Genomic DNA, 25,146 nt, shown 5'->3' with positions numbered 1-25,146 from the left:
GACTACCGCTCGGTGCGGGCCAGGGCCAGTTCGAGGACGACGAGCAGGGCGTCCCGCACCGAGCCGCGTTCGCGGGCGTCGAAGACCACGACCGGCACGCCGGCGGAGACGTCCAGCGCCCAGCGGACCTCCTCCAGGGTGTGTTCCACCGTGCCGTCGAAGGCGTTGACCGCGACGGCGAACGGGATGCCCTTGTGCTCGAAGTAGTCGACGGCCGCGTAGCAGTCGTCCAGCCGCCGGGTGTCGACGATGACGAGCCCGCCGACCGCGCCCTCCACGAGGTCGTCCCACATGAACCCGAACCGCTCCTGCCCGGGCGTGCCGAAGAGGTACAGCTTCAGCGTCGGGTCGATGGTGAGGCAGCCGAAGTCCATCGCGACGGTCGTGGTGGTCTTGCGCGGCGTGTGCGCGAGGTCGTCCACGCCTGCCGCTACCTCGGTGATCGACGCCTCGGTGGTCAGCGGCTCGATCTCCGAGACCGAACCGACGGTGGTGGTCTTGCCCACGCCGAAGCCGCCCGCGATGACCATCTTCACCGGCAGCGGCGGCCGTACGGCGGTGGGGGGTTCGGCCGGCGCGTCCCCGACGAGCGGTTCAGTCGATGTCACTCGGTATTCCTCGGGAGTCGGGGATGGCCCTGAGGCCATCGATGAGCCTGCGCAGGACGGACGCGTCGTGGGTGGCGGCGACGTCGGGCACGTACACCGCCAACTGGCCCGCCTCGCACAGATCTTCGGCGAGGACGCGGACCACGTTCAGATGCAGCCGCAGCCGGGCCGCGAGTTCCGCGAGCGACTGCGGCAGCCGGCAGGCGGCGACGATGTCGTGCCGCTCGAAGGAGAGCCGGCCGAGCGCGTCGAGCCCGGCGACGGTGGCGACAACCTGGGTCTCCAGGGGCATCGCCCGGCCGGAGCCGGTGTCCGCGATCCGGCCGGCGGTGACGAGGTACGGCCGCACGGCGGGCGCGGAGGAGGGGCGGACCGGGTCCGGGAGAGGAGTGCCGTCCGCCCTGTCCATCAGCCGTGTCCGCCCTGTCCGCCCGGTCCGAGCCTGCTCAGCGGCCCGACGCGGCGGCGACGGAGTTCTTCAGCTCCAGCACCAGCTGCGGGCTGAGCGCGGCGCCGGCGCGGTTGGCGAACAGGGTCATCTCGTAGGCGATGTTGCCGAGCTTCGCCTCCTTGCCGGTGACGACGCCGAGCACGGCGCCGCTGCCGATCGCGGAGACGATCACATGGCCGCCCTCGAGATCGATGATGACCTTGTTGAGGCCGCCCAGACCGTAGTTGCCGGAGGCGCCCGCGGCCAGGCTGGTGATGCCCGAGACGATCGCCGCGAGCCGCTCGGAGTCGGCGTGTTCGCGCAGCTCCGACACCGCGATCAGCAGGCCGTCGGAGGACACGGCGATCGCGTCCACGACGCCCGCGGTCCCGGTCGCGAAGCGGTTCAGCAACCAGGTGAAGTCGGCCGCGGCCGCCTGCAGATCGGCCGGCGCGGCGCCGCCGGGCGGGGTGTCACCTGTCGACGTGCTCAACTGTCGGCTCCTTCGGGGAGGGGGGTGTGCTGTTCGGGGGCGAGCGGGGGGCCGGCCTCGCCCGGGGCGGGCGGGGGTGCGGGGTGGTCGTGCGGCGGGCGGGGGTGGCTCGCCGTGTCGCAGTCGCGGTGGGCGCGGGCGACGGCGGCCTCGAACTCCTCCAGCGCGCGGCGCTCGGCCTCCGCGTCCCGGGTGCGGACCGCCTGCGGCACGGAGTGCGCCGCGCCGGCGGTCGTGGCGAGGGTGGCACCGCGGACGCGGCGGCGCAGCGGGCGGGAGGCGCCTGAGCCGGATCCGCCGAGAGGGGCCGGGCCGGCCGGGTCGGCAGGGTCGGCCGGAGCCGGTTCGCCGTGCGCGCCGGTGGCTGCAGGGGCGGAGGCGGGAGCGGGGTCGGGGCCGGGGGCTGCCGTTCCGCTGGGCGACAGGGGCGGTGTGTCCGGCGATGTCCCCCTGGCCGGCGTAACGGCCCCCGGGCTCACCGTCAGCAGCAGTGCGGCCGGCAACGTCGCCTTCGCCGTCACGCCGCCGCCCGGGGTGTGGGTCAGTTCGACGCCGATCGCCCGGCGGCGGGCCAGTGCGCCGACCACGAACAGGCCCAGCACCTTCGTCGGTACCAGGTCCAGGCGTTCGCGGCGGATCAGGCGGGCGTTCTCCTCGTCGAGCCGGTCGGCGCTCATGCCGAGGCCGTGGTCGGTGATCACCACGTGGGCACCTTGCGCGCCGCACCGGACCGTCACCTCCACCGGGCTGTCCTCGGGCGAGAACGACACGGCGTTCTCCAGGAGTTCGGCCAGCATCAGGGTGAGGTCGCCGATGATGTCGGGCTCGACCATCGCGTCCGATGCGACGTACAGCCGTACCCGCTGATAGCCCTCGATCTGCCCGAGCGCGGCCCGGACGACATTCGACAGCGCCGTCGGTGCACCGTCCAGGACGGTCTCGCGGATGCCGGCCAGCAGCATCAGACTGTCGGCGTTGCGGCGCAGTCGTACGGCGATGTGGTCGATGGCGTAGAGGCGTTCCAACAGCGCCGGATCGGTCTCACCGCGCTCCACCGAGTCGATCAGCGCGAGTTGACGTGTCGTCAGGTTGCTGACGCGGCGGCCCACGTTCCCGAACATCTCGGCGGTGTTGCGCCGGCTGAGCACCTGCCGCGCCAGCAGTGCGGCGGCGGTGGTCTGCACCCGGTTGAACGCCTCGGCCAGGTCGCCGATCTCGTCACGCGCGGTCACCGGCATGTCCCGCAGCCGGGGCGGCCCGTCGTCCTCGGCGTCGTCGTCGGCCACCCGGGCCAGCTCGCGCCCCGCCACCTCGGCGACCTCCCGCGCGGCCCCGGTGAGCGCCTGCACGGGCCGGATCACCGAGCGCCGTACCAGCACCGCGAAGGCGATCCACAGCGCGAACGCGATCAGCGCGCCGCTCAGCAGCAGCCAGGCCCGCCCCCGCGCGGAGCCGGCCGCGGCGTCGGCGCGGTCGGCGATCCGGCCGATCAGCGCGGTGGTGATCTTCAGTCGGGCGGCGGCCTGTTCGGGATAGTCCGGGTACTCGTTCAGTGCGGTCTGGACCGCCCGCTGGATCTTGGCCGGGGTGTCCGCCTGCAGTTGCCCGGCGTCGACCTGCAAGTCGGCGTAGGAGGCGGCGATACGGCGCTGCGCCGCGCTGTGCTCGATGCCGCCGAGCAACTCGGCCTGCGCATCGGAGGCGAACCGGGCGAACCGGTCGGCCTGGTGGGTGTACTGGTCGTAGGCGCCGACCGCGTTGGTGAACTCGATCAGCGCGTTGGTGTCCCCCGTGGTCGCGGCGAACACATTGGTCTCGAAGGCGCCGTGGGCCGCGTCCGCGCGCAGCAGCGAGTCCAGCAGATTGCCGGTGAAGGTGGTGGCCAGGTCCGCGTCGCGGTCCAGGCCGAGGCCGTCGATCAGCCGCTGGGCGGCGCTCGTGTAGGCGGGGTCGATGTTGTCGGCCGGCAGATACGACTGCTCCACCGTGCCGCGCAGGCTGGACAGTCCCGCCACCTCGCGCAGCGCCTGTGCCTCGCTGTCCGGCAGCCGGTCGCCGAAGGCCGCGCGCACCGTCGTCACCTGTGCGTCGACCGCCTCCTGCGCCGCGCGGTAGGCGGATGCGGCGGGCCGGGCGGACCCGGACTCGTAGCGCGCCGAGAGCAGGATGGCCTGCTGGTGTTCGGCCTCGACCCGGTCCACGAGCCGTGCCACCTGCGCGCTGTCCCGTACCAGCCGGGCAGCCGAGGCGGCGCCGGCCGACTCCTGCACCTGGTCGGTGAACAGGTACGACAGCAGGACGGCGATGACCGTCAGCGGGATGCCGACCAGCAGGTTGAGCTTGCGCCGGAAGGGCCAGCGGTCGGCGAAGCTCCCTGCACCGGCGAATCCCTGTGCACCGCCGCGTGCGGGGGCGTGCCGGGCGGGCGGGTCCACCTGCTTCGTGGACACCGGGCCTCCTTCATGGGTGTGTTTCCGACACCGAAGCGGGCCCCGTCACGCCGCTGTGGCCGATCTCAACTGCCCCAGAGACTACAGTCGCTTGAAGGATCAAGCAGTGTGCCTTTCATCAAGAATCAGTTACGAAGGGACCGCTGTCCGTACACAAGTGAGCACAGATCGAGGCCAATCGGTGACCTGCGGCCCTTGACTGACGGAGAACCGGCTGGATTGGATCAGTGGGTGACTTCCACCAACCGCATCAGCAGGTCCATCCGGAGGAACCGAGGCGCGACGATGGTCGCCCTTGCGGCGGCGACGGCTCTGCTGGCGGGCTGTTCCTCCACCGGCAAGTCCGGCGGCAACCCCCTGACGGACGACGGCAAGGCCGCCGACGGCAGCGTCATCGTCGGGTCCAACAACTTTCCCGAGAGCACCCTGCTCGCCGACATCTACGGCGAGGCCCTCAAGGCCAAGGGGATCAAGGTCTCGTACAAGCCGAACATCGGCAGCCGCGAGACCACGTACGGCCTGCTCAAGAACGGTTCCATCAAGGTGCTGCCCGAGTACAACGGCGCGTTGCTGGCCTACCTCGACCAGAACGCGAAGCCGAAGACGGCCGCCGCCACCACGACGGCCATCGAGGCCAAGCTGGACTCCAAGCTGGCCCTGCTGGAGCCCGCGGCGGCGCAGTCCAAGGACTCGGTGACGGTCAACGCGGCCACCGCGGCGAAGTACCACCTCACCGAGAAGTCCTCCATCGCCGACCTGAAGGACCTCGCGAAGGACCTGGTCATCGGCGCGTCGCCGGAGTTCCAGACCCGGCAGCAGGGCCTGGTGGGCCTGAAGTCCGTCTACGGCCTCGAGTTCAAGTCCTTCCGGGCGCTGGACGCGGGCGGCCCGCTCACCCAGGCGGCACTGAAGAAGGACGCCGTGCAGGTCGCGGACATCTTCACCACCGACCCGACCATCTCCACGCAGAAGTTCGTCGTCCTGCAGGACCCGAAGAACCTCTTCGGCTACGAGAACGTCCAGCCCCTCGTCTACAAGAGCGCCGTGTCCAAGAAGGGCGTCGACGCGCTCAACGCGGTCTCGGCCAAGCTCGACACCGCGACCCTGCTGGACCTGGACACCCAGGTGCAGGCCCAGAACAAGGACCCGCTGGACGTCGCCAAGGCCTGGCTGAAGTCCTCCGGCCTCTCCTGACGTCTCCTCCTCCGCCGCGACCCTGAACGCGCCGACGCGGGCGCCCCCGGAAACCGGGGGCGCCCGCGTCGTGCAGGCCCTGGCTCCCGGCGCCGGTGCACCCCCCCGGACCCCGTCGATCGCCGTGGGTTTTCCGCGGCGACAGCCGACGCGATGGAAGAAATCCGCAGACTGGCCGCTCCCGGTGGAGTCTGCTCGCCCGCCCCTCCCACGCTGGCCCCGGGCCGGTCGCTTCCGGTCCCGTAGCGAGCGTGAGAGGAACCCCATGACGACGCACCACCTGCCTTCGGCCACTCCCTACCGCCGGCGCTGGCCCGGCCTGGCCGCCCTGTTGCTCGGCGAGGCGATGAACCTGCTGGACGCGACCGTCGTCCAGGTGGCCGCGCCGGCCGTCCATGCCGACCTGGGCGGGCCGGTCTCCGACGTCCAGTGGTTCGGCGCCGCCTACACCCTGCCGTTCGCCGTGCTGCTCATCACCGGCGGCCGGCTCGGGGACATCGCGGGCCGGCGCCGGATGTTCGTCCTCGGCGTCACGGTGTTCACGGCAGCGTCCGTGGCCTGCGCCCTCGCACCGGCGCCGGGCCCGCTCATCGCGTTCCGGGCCGTGCAGGGCGCCGCGGCGGCGCTGATCATTCCGCAGACCATCGGGCTGATCAAGGCGATGTTCTCGGGGGAGGAGACGGCGAAGGCGCTCGGCAGCATCGGACCGGTGATGGGCCTGGCCGCCGTCTGCGGACCCGTCGTCGGCGGTGTACTGACCCACGCCGACCTGTTCGGCTCGTCGTGGCGGTCCGTGTTCCTGGTGAACGTGCCGGTGGCGGCGATCGTACTGACTCTCGCCCGCAACCTCCCGGAGAACCGCGCCCCGCACCGCCCGTCCCTCGACTGGCCCGGCACCGTCCTGGCGGCGCTGGGCACCGGCCTGCTGGTGTACCCACTGATCGGCGGCGACCTCCTCGAACTCCCCCTGCGTGACTGGTTGTCGCTGTCGGCCGGCCTGCTCGTGCTCGCTGGATTCGTCCACCGTCAGCGTGGTACGGCCCGCCCCCTGCTGGAGCCGAGCCTGTTCACACATCGCGGATTCCCGGCCGCGCTCGTGACCTCCACGGCCTTCTTCGCGGTGACCAACGGACTGACCGTCGTGGTCGTCCTCCAGCTCCAACTCGACGCCGGAGCAGGCGTGTTGACCTCCGGCCTGAGTCTGCTGCCGTGGTCGGCCGGGCTCGCGGTCGCGTCCTGGTGGGCGGGTTCGCGACTGGTACGGCGGTACGGGCGCCGGGTGATGCCGTACGGACTCGGGGTGCTGCTGGCCGGACTGCTCGCCGCCGTGGCCGCCTACCGGACGACGACCGAGCCGAGGCACTTTCCGCTCGCGCTGCTGCCCGCCCTCGCCCTCGTCGGCTTCGGCGCCGGCCTGTTCACCCCGGCCTTCTTCACCCTCGCCCTACGACCCCTGCGCCCCCACGAGATCGGCTCCGCGGCCGGGCTCCTCAACGCGGTACAGCAACTGGGCGCCACGCTGGGGGTGGCCCTGCTCGGCAGCGTCTACCTGACCTGGCCCAAGGCGCACGCACCAGAGGCCGCCTGCTGGGTGGCAACGGCACTCCTGACCGTGGCCTGGGCGGCGAGCGCCAGGGTCGGGACGGGAGAGGAGGCTTAGCCGGAGGATGCCTGGGCGGGGCGGCTGCACCCCCAGGGGCGCGGGGCTGTACCGATGTGCGGCTCCGCCGCGCCGGGGGTCCCCCGGATTCGAGCGAAGCCGAGAACTCGGGGGAGCGACCAGCCGCGACGCACCCGCGGTCGCGGCCGCTCTCAACCGGCCCCGTGGGCAGGCGCGCGCGGCCCCCGAACCAGGACCGGACTCGCCGCCTTGAGCGTGCGCAGCACCGGACTGGATTCCAGCGCGTCGATCTCCCGCAGCGAGCCGAGCCGCCGCGTCAGGTACCGGTGCAGGTCGGCCGGATCGCGGCACAGGGCCTGGGCGACCAGGTTGGTCCGCCCGGTGGTCGCGGCCACGAAGGCCAGCTCGTCATGGCCGGCCAGGGCGAGCGCGACCCGCTCCAGGTCCGCCGGACGCACCGACAGCCACAGCAGGGCCCGGGTGCGGACGCCGAAGAGTCCCGCGTCCACTTCCACGTCGAAGAACAGTGCGCCCGCCGCCCGCAGTTCGGCGAGCCGCCGGGCCACGGTCGTGGGCGACCAGCCGGTCGCCCGGGCCAGTTCCCCCTGCCCGGCCCGTCCGTCCCGTTCCAGCGCGGTGAACAACTCGGCGTCTGCCGAGCCCGGCGTACGCACCCCGTCCGTACCACCGCCCGACTCCGGCGCGGACGCCCCGGCGGGCTCCGGGCACTCCTGCCCGGCCGCCCCTCCCCGGTACGCCAGCGCCCGCTGCTGCTCCTCGTCGAGCGCCTCGGCGCTGCGCCTCCAGTTGGCGGAGCCGCCCAGGTAGGTATGGAGCAGGCAGTGCGCGGAGACGGCGGTGATGCCGCCGGTGCGCGGGATGTCGTGCAGCAGGAGGGAGCCGGGGGAGGCGTCCTCGGCCGGGGCGTGGATCACGGCCGTGATCTCCGTGCCCCCTGAAGTCAGCTTCACCCAGGACGTGTCCGCCCGCCGCACCAGCGCCCCGGCGATGTCCTGCGCCGAACGCGCCGTCGCCGTCAGCCGGACCAGCCACTGCGCGCGGCCCGCCCGGTCCGGGTCGGCGAGGCCCACCACACGCAGCCCGGCCTCCGCACGAAGCCGGCGATAGCGGCGGGCCACGGTCTGCGCCGAGACCCCGAGCACCTCGGCGATCCTGCTGAACGGCGCCCGGCCGTCCAGGTGCAGGGCGTGGATGAGGGCACGGTCGAGAGCATCGAGCATGCCCCCATCCTCGCGCGGTCCGGCAGGCTCAGAGGTCGAACTCGTGCGGCGGCAGGTCCAGCGTGTAGCACGCCTCGCGCACCACGGCCTGCTCCGTCTTGTCGAAGTCGCCGTCCGCGCCGCCGATGACGATGCCGATCTGGACCACGGCCCGCGCCTCGGCCGGCTTCTTCTTCGCCTTGGCGATCTCCTGCAGCACGCTCACCTTGCCGAAGTCGAAGTCGGTCGTCAGCTTGTGCAGATTCTCCTCGAAGCGGCGCCGTAGGTCGTCCGCCGGGAAGTTCTGCAACACCTCGTTCGTCGCGATGAGCTGGGCCACCCGCTGCCGCTCCGACGGGTCGACGGTCCCGTCCGCGGCGGCCACGAGGGCGCACATCGCCATGCTCGCGTCGCGGAACGCGCCGCTCTTCAGGTCGTTCTTCTTCGCCTCCAACTGGGTCTGCATCTGCGACGCGGACTCCTTGATGCGGTCCCACAGGGCCATGTGCACTCCTCGTATCTCACAGGAACTACCGGTGGCTCCCCCAGCACACCGGCGGCAACTTCTACAACACCGTAGAAACTCGCGGGGCGCCCGGGAAGTTCCTGCCGACCTAAACTGAATCCCCGCCCACAGACGGAACACGGCACGGCGAACAGACCGCACACGGCTCGACACACACGACACAGAGGAAGGCGACAGTGGTGACAGCGCCCGGTACCGGCCGGCAGGACCCCTCCGCCGAGGTGCTCGCCGAGGCGGCCGCCGCCTTCGGACTGCTCGCCTCGCCCGCCCGGCTGCACATCGTGTGGGCGCTGATCCAGGGCGAGAGCGATGTCACCGGGCTCGCCGAGCGGGTCGGCGGCGCGCTGCCCGCCGTCAGCCAGCACCTGACCAAGCTGAAACTCGCCGGACTCGTCCGCTCCCGTCGCGAGGGCCGCCGCCAGGTGTACTTCGTGGACGCCGCCGGACAGGCCGCCGTCGACGTCGTACGCCTGCTCGTCGGGCGGCTCACCGAACAGGACGCCGCCACCACGGCCCCGGCCCGCCGCCTCCGTGGCCTCTGAGCCGGCGGGCGCAGCGTCGCTCCAGGTGCTGCGACGCCTGGACACCGGCCCGCGCGGACTCACCGACGCCGAGGCCGCCGCCCGGCTCGTCGCCCACGGTGAGAACACCCCGCCCCGCACCCGCGCCCCCCTCCGCGCTCCGGCGCGCCCTGCGGGGCCTGCGCGACCCGTTCACCACCGTCCTCCAACCTCGGCAACGTCCTCGCCACGCTCGCCGCCGGACTGCTGCTGCCCTTCCTGCCGATGCTCCCGGTCCAGGTGCTCGCGCAGAACCTGTGCTTCGACACCGCCCAGCTCGCCTTTGCCCACGACCGCAGGCAGCCCGACGCCCCGCGGGAGCTGCGGCGGCCGGTCGCGCTGCGGCCGCCCGCCTTCCTGCGGTTCATCACCGGCTTCGGCGTGCTCGACGCGTTCGCCGACCTCGCGACCTTCGGCGTCCTCGCGTTCGCCCTGGAAGGCCCGGTCGCCCTGGAGGACGAATCCGCGTTCCACTCGGGCTGGTTCACCGAGAACCTGCTCACCCAGGCGCTGGTCATGCTGCTCCTGCGCGACGGCCTGCGCCTCGCGCGCGGCGGCCGGCCCGGACCGGTCGGCTGGGCCGCCGTCTTCCTCGCCGCCGTCGGAATCGCCGTACCGCCCGGCCCGCTGGGCGCGGTGCCCGGCCTGACCGCCCTGCCGGCCGCGTACCATCTGCTGCTCGCCGCCGTCCTCGGCCTGTACGCGCCGGCTCTCGTCGTGGCGAAGGCCCGCCCCGGCGGCTGAGGGTGCGGGTTGCGCAGTTGCGCAAAGGGGCTCGGTCACGGCGCCGTGGGCGGCGCCCACGGCGCCCACCGTGTCAGGCGGCCGTACCCGTCGCCCCCTCCGCCGCCCGTGCCTGCTTGCGGCGTTTGCGGCGGCTGACGCGCGGCTCCTGGTCGGGGAGCCAGCCGAAGGCGAGGCAGCTGCCGGTGATGCCGAGCAGGAGGCCGATGAAGAAGCCGCCCAGGTTGGACGTCAGCCAGCTGCCCAGGGAGAGCAGCACGCCGGTGATGGAGTAGAAGAGCCGCTGCGTGGGGTTGAAGAGGATCAGCAGACCCAGCAGCGCCATCAGCGTCGGCAGCAGATACCCGGCCAGCCCCTGCATGCCGATGTGCATCACGACCTTCAGCGATGCCTTCTCGGTCAGCAGGATCTCCCCGCCGGCCAGGGCGAGCAGCAGCCCGCCCCAGAACGGCCGGCGGGCCCGCCAGCCGCGGAACGCGGCCCGCGCTCCCCGTCGTGGACGGTCCGCCACCGGGCTCAGCAACCCGAGCCGCTGAAGCGGAGCTTGAGACCGGGAAGCTTGAACACACCGGCCGTCGTCGCGTAGTTGGTCTGGCGCAGGTTGGCGATGCGCACGGTGTCTGCCTGCTGGCTGAAGACCCCGATCGGGCCCTTCACACCCGCCTTGGTCAGCGTGCTGGCGTCGTTGCCGATCTCGATGTTGTTGAACGCCGCGTCGCCGGTCAACTGCGTGGAGTCGGTGGTCAGGTCGCTCGCCGTCACCTTGGTCGCGCCGCTGCCCGCCGTGATGAGCAGGTTGGTGCCGCCGAGGTCGACGCTCTGGCACAGATGGTCGAGCGTGGCGTTCCTGATGGCGGAGGTCACCACGAGCACCTGCCCGCCGGAGTCGCCGGCGTTCGGGCTGCCGTCCGCCATGTTGTCGAGGCCGCCGAACTGCTCGAAGCCGGTTCCGTTGAGCTCGGTCGCGGTGACCGTGAACGGCATGCCGGAGACCGCGAACTGCACACCCAGCGCCCCCTGCGCGGTGAGCACCGCGAGACCCGCGACGACGAGGGTGGCGGGCACCGCCATCACCGCGGCCCGGCGGGCCCGGACCCGGCCCCGCTTCTCACCGCCGGGGGTCTGCGCCGCCGCGGTGGTCTCCGGTGCCCCGGAGGCTCCGGCCGGCTGCGGCGCTTCGGACGGGGAACCGTTTCCCGGGTTCTCGGGGGTGTTGCCGGCGGACGGAACGTCCGGGGACGTGGCCATGTCTGCTCCCATGGGCAAAGTGCGGGTTGGGCTTCAGCGGCGCGGTGTCCTGGCGCGGACAGCGACTGTCGCGCACGCCTCCTCGCACCCCGGCGGAGCAAGGGCTTTCTCGTTACGCGGCAGTAGCCTTCCAGGAAGTTACCGCCGGTTACTTCGGGGGGTCAAGGGAGATGTGAAAAAAGGGTGTCGGATGTGCGTGGGACGCGACCACGGACCTGCAACTCCCTTGTCACACCTTGACGTTGATGGTTGATCAGGTCTACAACTTGCCCTGCTTCACGGATCCGTGGCGCCGGATCCGCCGAGCGGCATCGGCCGTGTTTCCCGGCCCTGTCATGCCGGCCGCTCACCACGGTTCACGGAAAGCGTTCCCTTCCCTGCGGCTGTGCACGGCCCCATCCCCCTGGCCGCGCCCGACCGCTCCGCCGGCCCGGTCGAAGACCTTTCCCCCGAGGTCTTCGACCGGCGCCCGGTCTGCCGCCGTCGCCGGTCCGTCGCGTACGGAGAAGGCGCCACGGCCCTGCGTCGGCGGCACCGCGCACACCATCACGCACCACCACGTGCACGTACCGCTGCGTGCACCCATCACGACGTGGACGCACCAGCACGTGCACCGATCACCACGTGCACGAGCAAGCACGTGCACCGATCACCACGTCCACGTACCGCCACGTCCACGTACCGCCACGTCCGCGCACCACCACGTGATGCCGCACGGCATCGTCCGTCCCCCACCGCCACCCCCACTCCGCCCCACCCCGCCCCACCTCATCCGGACCCCACCCAGGAAAGAGGCACCCGCATGCGTACTCGAACTCGATCCCTCCTCGCCCTCGCCGGCACCGCGACCGCGCTCGCCCTCGCGATGGCCGCCCCCGCCTCCGCCGACGGCGGCGCCGTCCTCACCACCGGCGGTGCGGGCGGCACCGCCGCGGCGACCGGTGACACCCTCACCGCACCCCTGGCGTCCGGCACCTCCGCGACGCTCTACTCCAGCGCGACCGGCACCAGCGGTGTCAGCTGCACGTCCTCGCAGTTCACCGCCAAGGTCACCGGCAATCCGACCGCCCCCGGCACGGCCACCGAGTCCGTCGCCGGGCACACCTTCGACGCCGCTTCCTGTACCAGCAATGTCGTCGGGGTCACCGGCGTCAGCAGCATCACCGTCGACAACCTGCCCTACACGGCGACGGTCGCCTCCGACGGCACCCTCACCGTCTCCCCGGCCAGCGGCTCGACCATTCAGACCACGGTCAAGCTGAGGACCCTGCTGGGCACCATCACCTGCGTCTACCAGGCGCCCTCCCTAACCGGGAAGGCGGACAACACCGACAGCAGCATCAGCTTCACCAGCCAGCAGTTCACCAAGTCCTCGGGTTCTTCGCTGTGCTTTGCCAGCGGCTACTTCACTGCCAAGTACGCGCCCGTGACGGACGGCGGTGCCCGGGTCTACGTCAACTAGGGTCGAGCAAAGGCAAGTTCAGCGTCGCCGTCAGCGGACGGTGAGGGCGGCGCCCTCGGTGCACATCGGCACCGTGGGGCGCCGCCCTTCGGCATGTGCGGAGTCTCCCGAGCCCGCGCTCTCGGCCTCGCTCCCCTCCTTCTGTCACCGCGCGAGCGCCCTCGCCGCCGCGGCGCACGGCTGATCCGGGGGCGTGAAAGTACCGACCGATTGGGATGTTTCGCGCCTGCTTCGAGGCCCCGTTGAGGAGCCGGCGGTCGGCCTCGTATCGTGGCGATCACGGGTCCGGCACCCGCGGCCCCTGCGGCTGTCGAGAACAGTCGGCAACCGCTGGGCAACGAAAGGGGGAACCGTCCTGGTTTCGTCCGCTCACGGACCGCCGAGGGGGCCGTTCGCTGTCGGATCCGCAGGTGACACGTGTCGTATCGCCGGCCCGCACCCCGGGACTCCCGCTATCGCTCGGTGAGTTATCGTGTGCAGGGGGTTAAAAAACATACCGCATGTCCTGTACTTTTCAGTCGCGAGGAGGGGTCCCAAGGATGGCGAGGCAATTACGCGCCGAGCAGACCCGGGCAACGATCATCACGGCCGCCGCCGATCTGTTCGACCGGCACGGCTACGAGTCCACCAGTCTGAGCGACATCGTCGCACACGCGAAGGTCACCAAGGGCGCGCTGTATTTCCACTTCGCCGCCAAGGAGGATCTCGCCCAGGCCATCCTCGAACTCAACGCCAGGGCCGGGAAGAAACTCGTCACCGAGGTCGAAAGCCGCGGTTACTCCTCGTTGGAGACCCTGATGCGCACCACGTTCGGGGTCGCCAGGCTCGCCGTGGAGGACCCGGTGCCCCGTGCCGCGATCCGTCTCGCCACCGCCGACATCGCCGTACGGCCGCCGCTCAGGCACCCGTTCACCGAATGGCTGGAATTCGCGAACCGCAAGTTCATGGCGGCGGTCAGGGAGTCCGATGTGCACAGCGATCTCGACGTCGGCACCGTCGCGCACTCCCTCGTCTTCTTCTTCGTCGGCACCCGGGTCGCCGGCCGTTCGCTCGAACCGGTCGGGCGGCTTCCGCGCCGGGTCGCCGAGATGTGGCACCTGCTGATCCGCGGTCTGGTCCCGGTGCACCGCCGCCCCCGCTACGTCACCCTCGCCACGCAGCTGGAGCGGGAGATCAGAACCGTCTGAGGCCCGCGATACGGTGACGGACATGCCCCACACCCCGCTCGCACCCGTGATCTTCGGCAACGAACCCGGCTCGTTCCCGCACAGCGTGCTGGCCGAGCGGCATCCCGCGATCATCCGGCAGGTGCGGGACGCCTTCCCGTACGGCCCCGGGCAGCACCGGGCGTTGGACGAGCTGCTGAGGAGCTGCACCGAGGGGACGGTCGAGCCGCTGCCCGCCGACGCCCCGGACCTGGACCGCTGGCAGGAATGGGGCCTGGCGGACTGCGTCGGGCGCTCCTGGTTCGACGTGCCGTGGCTGTGGTCCGAGAGCTACTTCTACCGCCGGCTGCTCGACGCGGTCGGCTGGTTCGGCCCCGGCGCCTGGCGGGGCATCGACCCCTTCCGCCCGTTCAAGCGCGCCGAGCTCGACGCCCCGGAGACCGATGCGGAACTGGCCGCGCTGGACGCCCTGCCCGGCCTGCCGGAGGAGGAGCGGGCGCGCGCCCTGCTGCACGGCTCGCTCTGGGGCAACCGCGCCGACCTCGGCTTCCGGCTCTCCGCCGAGGGCGTCGAGGCCCGGGACCCGGCGCCCGCCCTGGTGGCCGACGACAGCGCGGCCCTGTGGTCGCTGCTGCCGCCCGGCGGCGCGGCCACACTGGTCCTGGTCGCGGACAACGCGGGCCGCGAACTCGTCCCGGATCTGCTGCTGATCGCCCACCTCCTCGCCGAGGGCCGGGCCGCGCGTGCGGTGCTGCACGTCAAGCCGTACCCGTACTACGTCTCCGACGCCACGACCGCCGACGTCGTCGACGCGCTGCACCGGCTCCGTGCGACGCCGGGCGCGGCCGGCGAGTACGCGCGCGTGCTCTGGTCGGCCCTGGCGGACGGCCGCCTCGCGGTGCGCGCCCACCCCTTCTCCTGCGCCCCGCTGCCGTACGAGCGGATGCCGGACGACCTGCGCGCCGAGTTCGCCGCGGCCACGCTGACCGTCTTCAAGGGCGATCTCAACTACCGGCGCCTGGTGGGCGACCGGCTGTGGCCGCCGACCACGCCCTTCCGGGAGACGACCGGCTATTTCCCCGGCCCGGTCGCCGCGCTGCGCACCCTGAAGTCGGACGTGATCACCGGCCTGTCGGCGCCGACCGAGGCCGCGCTGGTGGCGGCCGAGGACCGGCGCTGGCGCACCAGCGGTACGCACGCGCTGATCCAGGCCGACATCAAGTGACGTGGACTCGCAGTGACTTGATGCCGTTGATGAAGTTCGACACGAGCCGCTCCGGCGGCGCGGCGAGCCGCGCCTCGGGGAGCGCGCGCAGCACCTCTTCGTAGAGCAGCCGCAGCTGCAGCCGCGCGAAGTGGGCGCCCAGGCACACATGCGGGCCGTCGCCGAAGGACACATGCGAGTTGGGGGAGCGGGCGAGGTCGAGCAGGGCGGGGTCGGGGAAGACCCGTTCGTCCCGGTTGGCCGAGGCATGGAAGACCACGACCTTGTCACCGGACCGGATCCTCCGCCCCGCCAGCTCGGTCTCCCGCGCGGCGGTCCTGCGGAAGGTCAGCACGGGCGGATGCCAGCGCAGCAACTCCTCGACAGCCGAGGGGAGTTCCATTTTTCCGTCGCGCAACGACGCGTACGACTCCGGGTGTTCGGCAAGAGCCAGCAGTCCGCCGGGGGCCGCGCTGCGCACGGTGTCGTTGCCCGCGACGGTGAGCAGGAAGAAGAACATCTCCAGCTCGGCGTCCGAGAGTTCCGCGTCGGCGGCGAGCGTGGTCATGACGTCGTCCGCCGGGTGGCGCCGTTTGTACGCGGCCAGCCGGCGCGCGTAGTCGAACATGTCCTTCAGCATCGCCGGGGAGCGGGGATTGACCGGCTCGCCCGCCTCGTCCAGCACCGGGAGACCGGCCTCGTCCGGGTCCTGGTAGCCGATGACCCGCTGCGTCCAGTGCAGCAGCAGCCTCCGGTCGCTCTCCGGGACGCCCAGCAGATCCGCCAGGTTGAGCAGGGCGTACTCGTCGGTGACCCGGGCCACCAGATCGACGGTGCCGTCCCCATCCCGCGCTTGCCGCAGCGCCCCGGCGAGCAGGGTGCGCGCCCGCTCCCGGGCGAGCGCCGCGAACCGGTCGATCCGGCCCGGAGTGAACGCCCGGCTCACCAGCCGCCGCAACCGGCCGTGCTGCGGCGGATCCTGATTGAGCATCGTGCTCCGGATGAACGGCAGGTCCGCCGGGTCCGGGTCACGGATCTGGGTCGCGCCGAGGTGGGAGGAGTACGTCGTCGGGTCCTTCAGCACCCGTACGACGTCCGCGTGCCGGGTCACCGCCCAGAACCCCGGCCCAGCCGGCCAGCCCAGCACCTCTGGCTCCTCCTGCCAGGCGACCGGATGGTGGTCGCGCAGTACGCGGTAGTCGTCGTGGGGCACACCGGCGGCGTACCGGCGCGGGTCGAACACGTCGGGCACGGGCGGGGCGTCGCGCGCACTCACGCCGGGTCGCTCTCGCCGGCCCCGGTCAAGGGATCCGCGGCGGCCGTGGTGTCCCTGGCGGATGTGGCGTCCGTGGCGGATGTGGTGGCGGTGGCGTCCGTGGCGGACGTGGCGTCTGCCGAGCCTGCGATGTCCGCCGTATACCCGGTGTCGGTGTCGGTGCAGGAGTCGGTTTCGGTGTCGGCCCGCAGGAAGTCCTCGACCACGCGGATCAGTTCCAGCGGGCACTCGTCCATGGCGTAGTGCCCGGCGAACGGCAGGGCCACGAGTTCCGCCCGCGGATACCAGGACAGCCAGGTCTGCCGCATGACCTCCGGTGAGAGGGCCGGGTCGAGTCCGCCGGCCACGGCCAGGGCGGGCACCTCGCTGCCCTCGACGTCGGCGTGGAAGTCGTCGCCCGCCCATGAGTCCAGCCAGGCCCGGAAGGCCTTCGCGTCGCTGCGCTCCAGCGAACGGGCCACCATCCGGTCCAGCCAGGCGGCGGGACGCCGGCCTCCGGTGGTGACGTCGAGGATCGCGCGCCGGTTCTCCGGCTTGTGCGCGGCGTCGGTGAACAGTGCCGCCTGCTCACCGGCCAGCGGCACGCCCGAGGCGGGCACCGGGGAGACACCGACGATCCGGCGCAGCCGGTGCGGGACGACGGCCGTCAGCCGCTGGGCCACCGCGCCGCCCATGGAGTGCCCGACCACCGAGAACCGCGCCCAGCCCAGCCGGTCGGCCAGCTCCACCAGGTCCGCGGCCGCCTCGGCCGTCGTGTACGGGCCCGCCGCGTCCCGGGCCTCGCCGTAGCCGCGCAGGTCGACCAGTGCGTAGGTGAAGGCGGCGCGGTCGAGGTCCGGCAGGACGGCGGCGTAGGCGGACCGGTCGGCGAACCAGCCGTGCACGGCGAACACCTTGTGGGCGCCGTCGCCGTGCACCTCATGGGGCAGCACAAAGGAGGTCATGCGCCTACCGTGGCCCGCGCGCGAGGACACGGCAAGGGCGCGCGCCGAGCCGTGAACGCCCGTGAACGACGCGGAAGTTCCCTGCTTCCGGGGCGGTTCACGCGATGGTGTGATCATGTGTGGCGCGGCGGATGGCCGTCGGAAGCCACGGGTAGGGCCCGGCCATGACGCAGCCGTTCGAACTCCCGCGCTTCTACATGCCGTATCCCGCGCGGCTCAACCCGCACCTCGACGAGGCCCGTGCCCACTCCACCGAGTGGGCGCGCGAGACGGGCATGCTGGAGGGCTCCGGGATCTGGGAGCAGGCCGACCTGGAGGCGCACGACTACGGGCTCCTGTGCTCCTACACCCACCCCGACTGCGACGGACCCGCTCTCTCGCTGATCACCGACTGGTACGTATGGGTGTTCTTCTTCGACGACCACTTCCTCGACATGTTCAAGCGCACCCAGGACCGCGCCGCCGCAAAGGCCCACCTGGACCGACTGCCGCTGTTCATGCCGCTCGACCCGGCCACCCCCGTGCCCGAGCCGCGGAATCCCGTCGAGGCGGGCCTGAAGGACCTGTGGGCGCGCACCGTCCCGTCGATGTCCGTGGACTGGCGCCGCCGCTTCTCCGTGGCCACCGAGCATCTGCTCAACGAGTCGATGTGGGAACTGTCGAACATGAACGAGGGGCGGATCGCCAACCCCGTCGAGTACATCGAGATGCGCCGCAAGGTGGGCGGCGCCCCCTGGTCCGCCGGGCTCGTGGAGTACGCGACCGCCGAGGTTCCCGCCGCCGTCGCCGGCACCCGGCCGCTGCGGGTCCTCATGGAGACCTTCGCCGACGCCGTCCACCTGCGCAACGACCTGTTCTCGTACCAGCGCGAGGTCGAGGACGAGGGCGAGAACAGCAACGGCGTCCTCGTCCTGGAGACGTTCTTCGGCTGTACGACCCAGGAGGCCGCCGAGACCGTCAACGACATCCTCACCTCGCGCCTGCACCAGTTCGAGCACACCGCCCTCACCGAAGTCCCCGCCGTGGCCCTGGAGAAAGGTCTCACCCCGGACCAGGCCGCCGCGGTCGCCGCCTACACCAAGGGACTTCAGGACTGGCAGTCCGGCGGCCACGAATGGCACCTGCGCTCCAGCCGCTACATGAACAAGGGCGCGCGCCCCGACGCGCCGTGGCAGCTCCTGACCGGCCCCGGCACCTCGGCCGCCGACGTCGGCGCGCTGCTCGCCTCTGCCGCCCGGGAACGGCTGCGCGCCTACAGCCACGTGCCCTACCAGCAGGTCGGCCCCTCGATCCGGCACGAGTTCCACATGCCGTACGAGCTGGGCCTGAGCCCTCATCTGGACAGCGCCCGGCGCAATCTCCTCGCCTGGTCGCACCGCATGGGCATCCTCGAAGAGGGCGTCTGGGACGAGGACAGGCTCGCCGCCGCCGACCTCGCGCTGTGCGCCGCCGGCATGGACCCGGACGCCACCCCCGAGGCCCTCGACCTCAGCGCCCAGTGGCTCGCCTGGAGGACGTACGCCGACGACTACTACCCGCTGGTCCACGGCCGCCGCCGGGACCTGGCCGGCGCGCGGCTGAGCACGGCCCGGCTGTCGGCGTGCATGCCCGTCGAGGGTGAACCGGCCGTCGTCCCTGCCGGCGCCTTGGAGCGCGGGCTGACCGATCTGTGGGCGCGCACGACGGCCGGGATGAGCGCCGAGCAGCGGCAGACCCTCAAGGACGCCGTGAACGTGATGACCGAGAGCTGGGTGTGGGAGCTCTCCAACCAGCTGCAGAACCGAATCCCCGACCCGGTCGACTACCTGGAGATGCGGCGCGCCACCTCCGGCTCCGACCTCACCCTGAGCCTGTGCCGGACGGGCCACGGCCCCGCGATCCCGCCGGAGGTGTACCGCAGCGGCCCGGTGCGCTCACTGGAGAACGCCGCCATCGACTACGCCTGCCTCGTCAACGACATCTTCTCGTACCAGAAGGAGATCGAGTACGAGGGCGAGATCCACAACTCCGTCCTGGTCGTGCAGAACTTCTTCGGCGTCGGCTATCCGGCCGCGCTCCGTGTCGTCCACGACCTGACGACCCAGCGCATGCAGCAGTTCGAGCACGTCGTCGCGCACGAACTGCCCGTGCTGTACGACGACTTCGAGCTGTCGGAGGATGCGCGGGCGGGCGTGGACGGCTATGTCCTCGATCTGCGGAACTGGCTCGCCGGGATCCTGAACTGGCACCGCGAGATCGACCGTTACCGGCCCGAGTGGCTCGGCCGCCGGGCGCACGGCTTCGTGCCCGACCGCGCGCCCGCGGTGCCGTTCGTACCGCCCGCCGAGCCGCCCGCTGTGCCGCCCGCTGTCCCGGCCCTGTCGCTCGGCTGACCGTCGCGGAATCTTCGCGTACGGAAGCGGGCATTCTGGGAACTTCAGTGAGTCCTCGGGAGTCTTGTGGAGTAAGGGGAACAACGGACCGAGAACACACGGGGGTGTTCGACCTTGACCGAGACCATCGGCAGGCTCACCGAAGAGACCACGGGAGACACGGGGGAGCAGGCGCGGGCGGCCGACGAACTGGAGCCGTACGTGGCGCCGTTGACCGTGCCGCCCCTCCTGCGTCCCGCCGCGGACGACGTCTTACGCGAGACCGAGATCGCCGTGCGCCCGACCTGGGTGCGCCTCCACCCGCAGCTCCCGCCGACCCTGATGTGGGGGTACGACGGCCAGGTGCCCGGCCCGACCATCGAGGTGCGCCGCGGACAGCGCGTCCGTATCGCCTGGACCAACCGCATACCGAAGGACGCCGAGTACCCGGTCACCTCGGTCGAGGTGCCCGCCCGCGCGCCCGGCACCCCGCCCGCCTCGACCGAACCGGGCCGCGAGGGCGTCGAGCCGGACAAGGACGTCGCCGCCCTGCCCGCCTGGACGGTGACCCACCTGCACGGCGCGCAGACCGGCGGTGGCAACGACGGCTGGGCGGACAACGCCGTGGGCCACGGCGACGCCCAGCTGTCGGAGTATCCGAACGACCACCAGGCGGTGCAGTGGTGGTATCACGACCACGCCATGAACATCACGCGGTGGAACGTGATGACGGGCCTGTACGGCACCTACCTCCTCCGTGACGACGAGGAGGACGCCCTTCATCTGCCGTCCGGGGAGCGGGAGATACCGCTGCTGCTCGCCGACCGCAACCTCGACACCGACGAGGACGGCCGTCTCAACGGCCGGCTGCTGCACAAGACGGTGATCGTCCAGCAGAGCAACCCGGAGACCGGAAAGCCGGTCTCCATCCCCTTCACCGGCCCGTACACCACGGTCAACGGCCGCATCTGGCCGTACGCCGAGGTGGACCCCGCCTGGTACCGCTTCCGGCTGGTCAACGCCTCGAACGCGCGCATCTTCCAGCTCGTGCTGATCGACGAGGACGGCAACCCGGTACCGGGTGTCGTGCACCAGATCGGCAGCGACGGCGGGCTGCTGCCGCGTCCGGTGCCGGTCGACTTCGACGGGGACCTGCCCACGCTGACCGCCGCGCCGGCCGAGCGCTTCGACCTGCTGGTCGACTTCCGCGCGCTGGCGGGCCGCACCCTGCGCCTGGTGAACAAGGGTCCGGGCCGGCCGGCGGGCGTGCCGGACCCGGCCGGCGACGTGCGCTACCCGGCCGTCCTGGAGTTCCGGGTCGGCGAGACCTGCGAGGAGGACACCTTCGAACTGCCCGAGGTGCTCTCCGGCTCCTTCCGCCGGCTGACCCACGATCTGCCGCACGGCCACCGCCTCATCCTGCTCACCCCGCCCGCCACCAAGGGTGCCGGCGGCCACCCGGAGATCTGGGAGCTGACCGAGGTCGAGGACCCGAGCGGCTTGCAGCTCCCGGCCGACGGCATCGTGCAGGTCACCGGGCCCGACGGCACCACGAAGACATACCGGCGCGGCTCCCGGACGTTCAATGACGGACTCGGCTTCACCATCCCCGAGGGCGGCTACGAACAGTGGAGCTTCCTCAACCTCGCGCCCATCGTCCACCCCATGCACATCCACCTGGCCGACTTCCAACTGCTCGGCAGGGACGCCTACGACGTCTCGGGCTTCGACCCGGCCGTCGGCGGCACCCGCACGCCGCTGCGGTACGACGCCGGCCGGACGATCCCGCTCGCGCCCAACGAGCGGGGCAACAAGGACGTCTTCCGGGTGCCGGGCAGTCAGATGCTGCGGGTCATGGGCCGCTTCGACGGGGCGTACGGCCGGTTCATGTACCACTGCCATCTGCTGGAGCACGAGGACATGGGCATGATGCGGCCGTTCGTCGTCATGCCGGCCGAGGCCATGAAGTTCGACCACGGCGCGGGACACGGCGGACACGGCGGGCACGGCGGCCATGGCGAGGGGCACATGGGCTGAGACACGACCCGGGGTCGACACCGTGTGGGCCGACACCCGCCCGGGGCGTGGTGGGCGTCGGCGTGCGGCGACGGTCCCGCCGGCCCGACCGCGCTCGGCCCCGGAGTCCTCGCCGTCCTCCCGCCAGCCGGCGTCACTCTGCGCGTGCTCACCCGTGCGGAGATCCCGGCCGCCGTCCCGCTGACCGCGCCCCGGGTCGTCCACCGCACGGAACTCGTCCACGGCGGAAGTCCCCGGGGAGCGGCGGCGGAGGAGGTGGTGCAGGGGCCGGGCCGGGTGGGCTGACGGCGGCGCTGTGAGGGTGGTCCCGAGCCGTCGGGAGCGCATTCCCGGGCGCTCGTCGTGGGCACGCCCCCAAGGATGATGGCTACCCTCCGCCGCCCTCCGGCAAGTCTCACTCGTTCGTGTCTCGTCGCGGCCCGGCACCCCGGGTAGGCACCAGCCGGAGGCGAGCGAACCATGGAACACACTGCGTTGCGTCCCAAGCCCATGCCGGGCCAGGACCGACGAGAGGCCGACACCCCCGGCCCCGCCCACCGCCCGCACGCCGCGCCCCGGCGCGGACGGCGACTGCGGACCGTGCTGTTCGGCCTGGTCACCGGCACCGTGCTGGTGCTGTCCGGCGTGGGCATCGGCACCGTCGGTGCCACGGTGATCAGTATGAGCAGGCTGGCCGAGCTGCAACGCCAGGCGTCGTCGGCCGCGCCGTCGGCCAAGGCCACGCCCACCACCCCCGCCGGCACTCCTGGCTCCGCCCCGGCCGCCCTGCCCTGGGCGACCCTGGGCATCGAGGCCGTCGACGCGGGCAAGCCGGGTGCGCTGGTCGTGGGCGTGCATGTGCCCGGACCCGGCTATACGGCCGGTCTGGTCCGCGGAGACGTCCTGCTGCAGTTCGGCTCCGCCCGCGTCGACACCGCCGCCGACCTCGCCCGGGCCGTGTCCCATGCCCGGCCCGGAAAGCCGGTGCTCCTCACCTTGCGTCACAGCGGCGGGGGCTATCAGCAGTTGGCGGTCGTGCCCGGGGTGGTGACCTGAGCCGGGGCGGCGCGAGCCCGTACCGCCGGCCCTCTCGGTGACGCCGGCCGCTCTCTCGGCCACCCCGGGAACCCGTTGGCCTGTCACCCCGGGAAATCTGTTGGCCGGGCACCCCGGGAAATCCGTTGCTCGGTAACTCCGGGAAACCCGTTGGTCACCATCCGCCCCGCGCGCCATGATGGCCCCATGCCGAGTCCCTTCCGTGCCGACCGCAGCCCTCGGGGTGCATCGGCGATCGGCTCGCGTGACCCGGTCCGGCCGGGCAGGATGCTGCCCGAGACGCCGTCGCCCGTTTCCGCACCCGCGCCCGGAGGCCCGGATGACCGGTAGTACGCCCGCGCCCTTCACCGCCGCCGACTACAGGGCCCGTATGGAGCGGGCCGCGCGCTCCGCGGCCGACGCCGGCCTCGCGGGGCTGCTCGTGGCACCGGGACCGGACATGGTCTGGCTCACCGGTTACACGCCCACCGCCGTCACCGAACGGCTCACCGTGCTGGTCCTCACCCCCGGCCACGATCCCGTGCTCGTCGTGCCGACCCTGGAGGCCCCGGACGCCGAGCACGCGACCGGCGCGTCCACGCTCACCCTGCGCGACTGGACCGACGGCAAGGACCCCTACGCCGTCACCGCCGCCCTCCTCGACGGCCGCGGCCGGTTCGGCATCAGCGACAACACCTGGGCGATGCACCTGCTGGGCTTCCAGCGGGCCCTGCCCGACACCTCCTACGCCGCTCTCACCGACGCCCTCCCCATGCTGCGCGCCGTCAAGGACGCCGCGGAACTCGAACTCCTCGCGGCGGCCGGAGCCGCCGCCGATGCAACGTTCGAGGAGATCCGGAAGGTTCCCTTCGCCGGCCGCCGCGAGTCCGACATCGGTCACGACCTCGCGGACCTGCTGCGCCGCTTCGGCCACTCCCAGGTCGACTTCACCATCGTCGGCTCGGGTCCCAACGGCGCCAATCCGCACCATGAGGTCGGCGACCGCGTCATCGAGCACGGCGACATGGTCGTCCTGGACTTCGGCGGCCTGAAGGACGGCTACGGCTCCGACACCACCCGCACGGTCCACGTGGGCGAGCCGAGCGAGGAGGAGAGCCGGGTGCACGACATCGTGCGCGAGGCCCAGGAGGCGGGCTTCTCGGCCGTACGGCCCGGCGCCGCCTGCCAGGAGGTCGACCGCGCCGCCCGCGCGGTCATCACCGACGCCGGATACGGCGCGTACTTCATCCACCGCACCGGGCACGGCATCGGCGTCACCACACACGAGCCGCCGTACATGATCGAGGGCGAGGAACAGCCGCTCGTGCCCGGCATGTGCTTCTCCGTCGAGCCCGGCATCTATCTGCCCGGCCGCTTCGGGGTGCGCATCGAGGACATCGTCACGGTGACCGAGGACGGCGGCCGCCGCCTCAACAACACCACGCGCGACATGGTCATAGTGGACTGAGAGACCACGGACGGACCCAGGAGACACCTCTTCGACGACATCCCGGAACGGCGACGCGCGACTCATGACCCAGGCACCGACCCCCACCGCGGAGACCGTCCGCAGGCTGGTCCGTTCGCTGCTCAAGGAGGGCGGCGGCGGTCCGGCGGGACCTGATGTGCGGCCTGTGACGGAGGGCGGTGAGCACTCCACGTGGTGGGTCGGCACCCGCCATGTGCTGCGGTTCGCCCCCGACCGCGAGGCTTCCCTGCGCCAGCGACGCGAACTGCGTCTGCGCGACCTGGTACGGCCGCACCTCCCCGTCGCCGTCCCGGCCAGCGTGGCGCACGGCGAGTGGGCACCGGGCCTCGGTTACACGCTCGACTCCGCGATCCCCGGCGGCAGCGCCGAGGAGCACGACGTCTCGGCCGTCGGCGAGGCCGACCTCGCTGCGCTGCTCACCGGAATGCGCGCGGTGCCCGTACGACAGGCCGAGGCGCTCGGCGTGCCGCGCACCGCCCCGCGCTCCCTGGAGGCGCTGCGCCGTATGGCCGTGCACGCGGCCGAACACCTCGCCGCCGCGGACGAGTTCGACGCCGCCCGGCTGCACCAGCTCACCCCGCCCGGCGCGGCTCAGCTCGCCGCACAGACCGGCACCGCCGTACTCGTCCACCACGACCTCAAGGGCGAGCATCTCGTGGTCAGTGCCGACGGCAGGGTGCGCGGCGTCCTCGACTGGACCGACGCGGCCCTGGGGGACCCGGCCGAGGACATCGCCGGGCTCGTCCTGGCCGTCGGCTCCGGCGCGGCGGTCCGCGCGGCCACCCTCGCCGGCTACGGCCCCCGCCCCTGCCTGCGCGGCTTGTGGCTGGCCCGCTGCGACACCGTCGTCCGCCTCGCCGACCGCCTGGCGGGCCGTGACGACAGCCCCCTGCCCCTGCTGCGCACCCAGCTGGAGCGCGCCTGGGAGCCGATCCTGCTGGAGCGCCTGACGGACTTCAAGGAGGAGGAGCAGGACCCTTAGGGACCGATCGCCGGTGCCCGCTCCCTGATGGCCGGCGGCGAGCTCCTGCGGGCCCCGGAGCCGTCATGGGTCCCTGGACCGCCCCACCGCTCACCTCAGGGTCCGGTCCGGCGCTGTCCTCGCCCCG

21 protein-coding genes and 3 pseudogenes are annotated in these 25,146 nt (G+C 72.2%); 14 read left to right on the top strand and 10 right to left on the bottom strand.

The window, feature by feature from the left end; genetic code table 11:
* Positions 1–2: 2 nt before the first annotated feature.
* From AB5L52_RS10840 to AB5L52_RS10825, 4 genes are read right to left on the bottom strand one after another with little or no spacing between them, the layout of a single operon-like run.
* Positions 3–608, bottom strand: a complete 606-nt coding sequence (locus AB5L52_RS10840; RefSeq protein ID WP_351569349.1) for an ATP/GTP-binding protein — start codon at positions 606–608, stop codon at positions 3–5.
* The gene (locus AB5L52_RS10835) at positions 595–1,017 is read right to left on the bottom strand and encodes a DUF742 domain-containing protein (protein ID WP_369363634.1); all 423 of its coding nucleotides are present in this window, start codon (positions 1,015–1,017) and stop codon (positions 595–597) included. Before AB5L52_RS10835 ends, AB5L52_RS10840 begins: the two co-directional genes overlap by 14 nt.
* Before the next feature lie 37 nt (positions 1,018–1,054).
* Entirely contained in the window at positions 1,055–1,531 is a 477-nt protein-coding gene (locus AB5L52_RS10830) for a roadblock/LC7 domain-containing protein (protein WP_351015298.1), read from the bottom strand.
* Complete coding sequence (locus tag AB5L52_RS10825) at positions 1,528–3,981, bottom strand: ATP-binding protein (RefSeq protein WP_369363632.1); 2,454 nt, start codon at positions 3,979–3,981, stop codon at positions 1,528–1,530. The genes AB5L52_RS10830 and AB5L52_RS10825 overlap by 4 nt, the downstream gene beginning before the upstream one ends.
* Before the next feature lie 231 nt (positions 3,982–4,212).
* Between AB5L52_RS10825 and AB5L52_RS10820 the strand changes: the two genes are divergently transcribed.
* Both AB5L52_RS10820 and AB5L52_RS10815 read left to right on the top strand, forming a co-directional pair.
* On the top strand, positions 4,213–5,175 hold the full coding sequence (locus AB5L52_RS10820; protein WP_351015292.1) for an ABC transporter substrate-binding protein: 963 nt from the start codon (positions 4,213–4,215) through the stop codon (positions 5,173–5,175).
* Between the two features lie 265 nt (positions 5,176–5,440).
* The gene (locus AB5L52_RS10815; RefSeq protein ID WP_369363630.1) at positions 5,441–6,835 is read left to right on the top strand and encodes an MFS transporter; all 1,395 of its coding nucleotides are present in this window, start codon (positions 5,441–5,443) and stop codon (positions 6,833–6,835) included.
* A gap of 152 nt (positions 6,836–6,987) precedes the next feature.
* On the opposite strand, the gene AB5L52_RS10810 is transcribed toward AB5L52_RS10815, so the two are convergent.
* Positions 6,988–8,037 carry an Lrp/AsnC family transcriptional regulator gene (locus AB5L52_RS10810; RefSeq protein WP_369363628.1) on the bottom strand — a complete coding sequence of 350 codons (1,050 nt, stop codon included), beginning with the start codon at positions 8,035–8,037 and terminating at the stop codon, positions 6,988–6,990.
* A gap of 28 nt (positions 8,038–8,065) precedes the next feature.
* Positions 8,066–8,521 (bottom strand): TerB family tellurite resistance protein, encoded by a 456-nt coding sequence (locus AB5L52_RS10805; protein WP_351569332.1) that lies wholly within the window; start codon positions 8,519–8,521, stop codon positions 8,066–8,068.
* A gap of 197 nt (positions 8,522–8,718) precedes the next feature.
* Between AB5L52_RS10805 and AB5L52_RS10800 the strand changes: the two genes are divergently transcribed.
* The 3 genes and pseudogenes from AB5L52_RS10800 to AB5L52_RS10790 form a co-directional block, all read left to right on the top strand.
* Positions 8,719–9,084: a metalloregulator ArsR/SmtB family transcription factor gene (locus AB5L52_RS10800; RefSeq protein WP_351569329.1), complete on the top strand. Its 366-nt coding sequence runs from the start codon at positions 8,719–8,721 to the stop codon at positions 9,082–9,084.
* Positions 9,074–9,160 (top strand): annotated as a pseudogene (locus AB5L52_RS10795) (hypothetical protein); the annotation flags it as partial. The gene AB5L52_RS10800 and the pseudogene AB5L52_RS10795, both read left to right, overlap by 11 nt.
* Positions 9,161–9,264: 104 nt before the next feature.
* Positions 9,265–9,846, top strand: a pseudogene (locus AB5L52_RS10790) (cation transporting ATPase C-terminal domain-containing protein); the annotation flags it as partial.
* Between the two features lie 73 nt (positions 9,847–9,919).
* On the opposite strand, the gene AB5L52_RS10785 reads toward AB5L52_RS10790, so the two are convergent.
* A complete protein-coding gene (locus AB5L52_RS10785; RefSeq protein ID WP_351015277.1) occupies positions 9,920–10,357 on the bottom strand; it encodes a DUF6114 domain-containing protein in 438 nt (145 codons plus the stop codon).
* Positions 10,358–10,362: 5 nt separating this feature from the next.
* Positions 10,363–11,094, bottom strand: coding sequence for a DUF6230 family protein (locus tag AB5L52_RS10780; protein ID WP_369363625.1), 732 nt, complete (start codon positions 11,092–11,094; stop codon positions 10,363–10,365).
* Between the two features lie 802 nt (positions 11,095–11,896).
* Here AB5L52_RS10780 and AB5L52_RS10775 point away from each other — a divergent pair.
* The 3 genes from AB5L52_RS10775 to AB5L52_RS10765 all read left to right on the top strand — a co-directional run bounded on the left by AB5L52_RS10775 (position 11,897) and on the right by AB5L52_RS10765 (position 14,947).
* Positions 11,897–12,556 carry a Tat pathway signal sequence domain protein gene (locus AB5L52_RS10775; protein WP_351015274.1) on the top strand — a complete coding sequence of 220 codons (660 nt, stop codon included), beginning with the start codon at positions 11,897–11,899 and terminating at the stop codon, positions 12,554–12,556.
* A 539-nt stretch (positions 12,557–13,095) separates the two neighbouring features.
* Entirely contained in the window at positions 13,096–13,743 is a 648-nt protein-coding gene (locus AB5L52_RS10770; protein WP_351015271.1) for a ScbR family autoregulator-binding transcription factor, read from the top strand.
* A gap of 22 nt (positions 13,744–13,765) precedes the next feature.
* Positions 13,766–14,947, top strand: a complete 1,182-nt coding sequence (locus tag AB5L52_RS10765; protein ID WP_369363623.1) for a damage-control phosphatase ARMT1 family protein — start codon at positions 13,766–13,768, stop codon at positions 14,945–14,947.
* Here AB5L52_RS10765 and AB5L52_RS10760 read toward each other — a convergent pair.
* Both AB5L52_RS10760 and AB5L52_RS10755 read right to left on the bottom strand, forming a co-directional pair.
* Positions 14,940–16,202 carry a cytochrome P450 gene (locus AB5L52_RS10760; protein ID WP_351015265.1) on the bottom strand — a complete coding sequence of 421 codons (1,263 nt, stop codon included), beginning with the start codon at positions 16,200–16,202 and terminating at the stop codon, positions 14,940–14,942. The two genes, AB5L52_RS10765 and AB5L52_RS10760, sit on opposite strands and share 8 nt — an antisense overlap.
* A 179-nt stretch (positions 16,203–16,381) precedes the next feature.
* Positions 16,382–17,146: pseudogene (locus AB5L52_RS10755) on the bottom strand (alpha/beta fold hydrolase); the annotation flags it as partial.
* Between the two features lie 164 nt (positions 17,147–17,310).
* Between AB5L52_RS10755 and cyc2 the strand changes: the two are divergent.
* The 6 genes from cyc2 (at position 17,311) to AB5L52_RS10725 (ending at position 25,019) form a co-directional block, all read left to right on the top strand.
* The gene (gene cyc2 / locus AB5L52_RS10750) at positions 17,311–19,518 is read left to right on the top strand and encodes a germacradienol/geosmin synthase Cyc2 (protein ID WP_369363621.1); all 2,208 of its coding nucleotides are present in this window, start codon (positions 17,311–17,313) and stop codon (positions 19,516–19,518) included.
* A 114-nt stretch (positions 19,519–19,632) separates the two neighbouring features.
* The gene (phsA, locus tag AB5L52_RS10745) at positions 19,633–21,534 is read left to right on the top strand and encodes an O-aminophenol oxidase PhsA (RefSeq protein WP_351015259.1); all 1,902 of its coding nucleotides are present in this window, start codon (positions 19,633–19,635) and stop codon (positions 21,532–21,534) included.
* Positions 21,535–21,558: 24 nt separating this feature from the next.
* Positions 21,559–21,819, top strand: a complete 261-nt coding sequence (locus AB5L52_RS10740) for a hypothetical protein (protein WP_369363619.1) — start codon at positions 21,559–21,561, stop codon at positions 21,817–21,819.
* 174 nt (positions 21,820–21,993) lie between these two features.
* On the top strand, positions 21,994–22,569 hold the full coding sequence (locus tag AB5L52_RS10735) for a PDZ domain-containing protein (RefSeq protein ID WP_351015253.1): 576 nt from the start codon (positions 21,994–21,996) through the stop codon (positions 22,567–22,569).
* A gap of 319 nt (positions 22,570–22,888) precedes the next feature.
* A complete protein-coding gene (locus tag AB5L52_RS10730) occupies positions 22,889–24,016 on the top strand; it encodes an aminopeptidase P family protein (protein ID WP_369363616.1) in 1,128 nt (375 codons plus the stop codon).
* Between the two features lie 64 nt (positions 24,017–24,080).
* A complete protein-coding gene (locus AB5L52_RS10725) occupies positions 24,081–25,019 on the top strand; it encodes an aminoglycoside phosphotransferase family protein (protein ID WP_351015247.1) in 939 nt (312 codons plus the stop codon).
* Positions 25,020–25,146 lie beyond the last annotated feature (127 nt).

This window comes from Streptomyces sp. CG4 (assembly GCF_041080655.1).
GTDB lineage: Bacteria > Actinomycetota > Actinomycetes > Streptomycetales > Streptomycetaceae > Streptomyces.
This window is presented reverse-complemented; position numbering and strand designations above follow the sequence as displayed.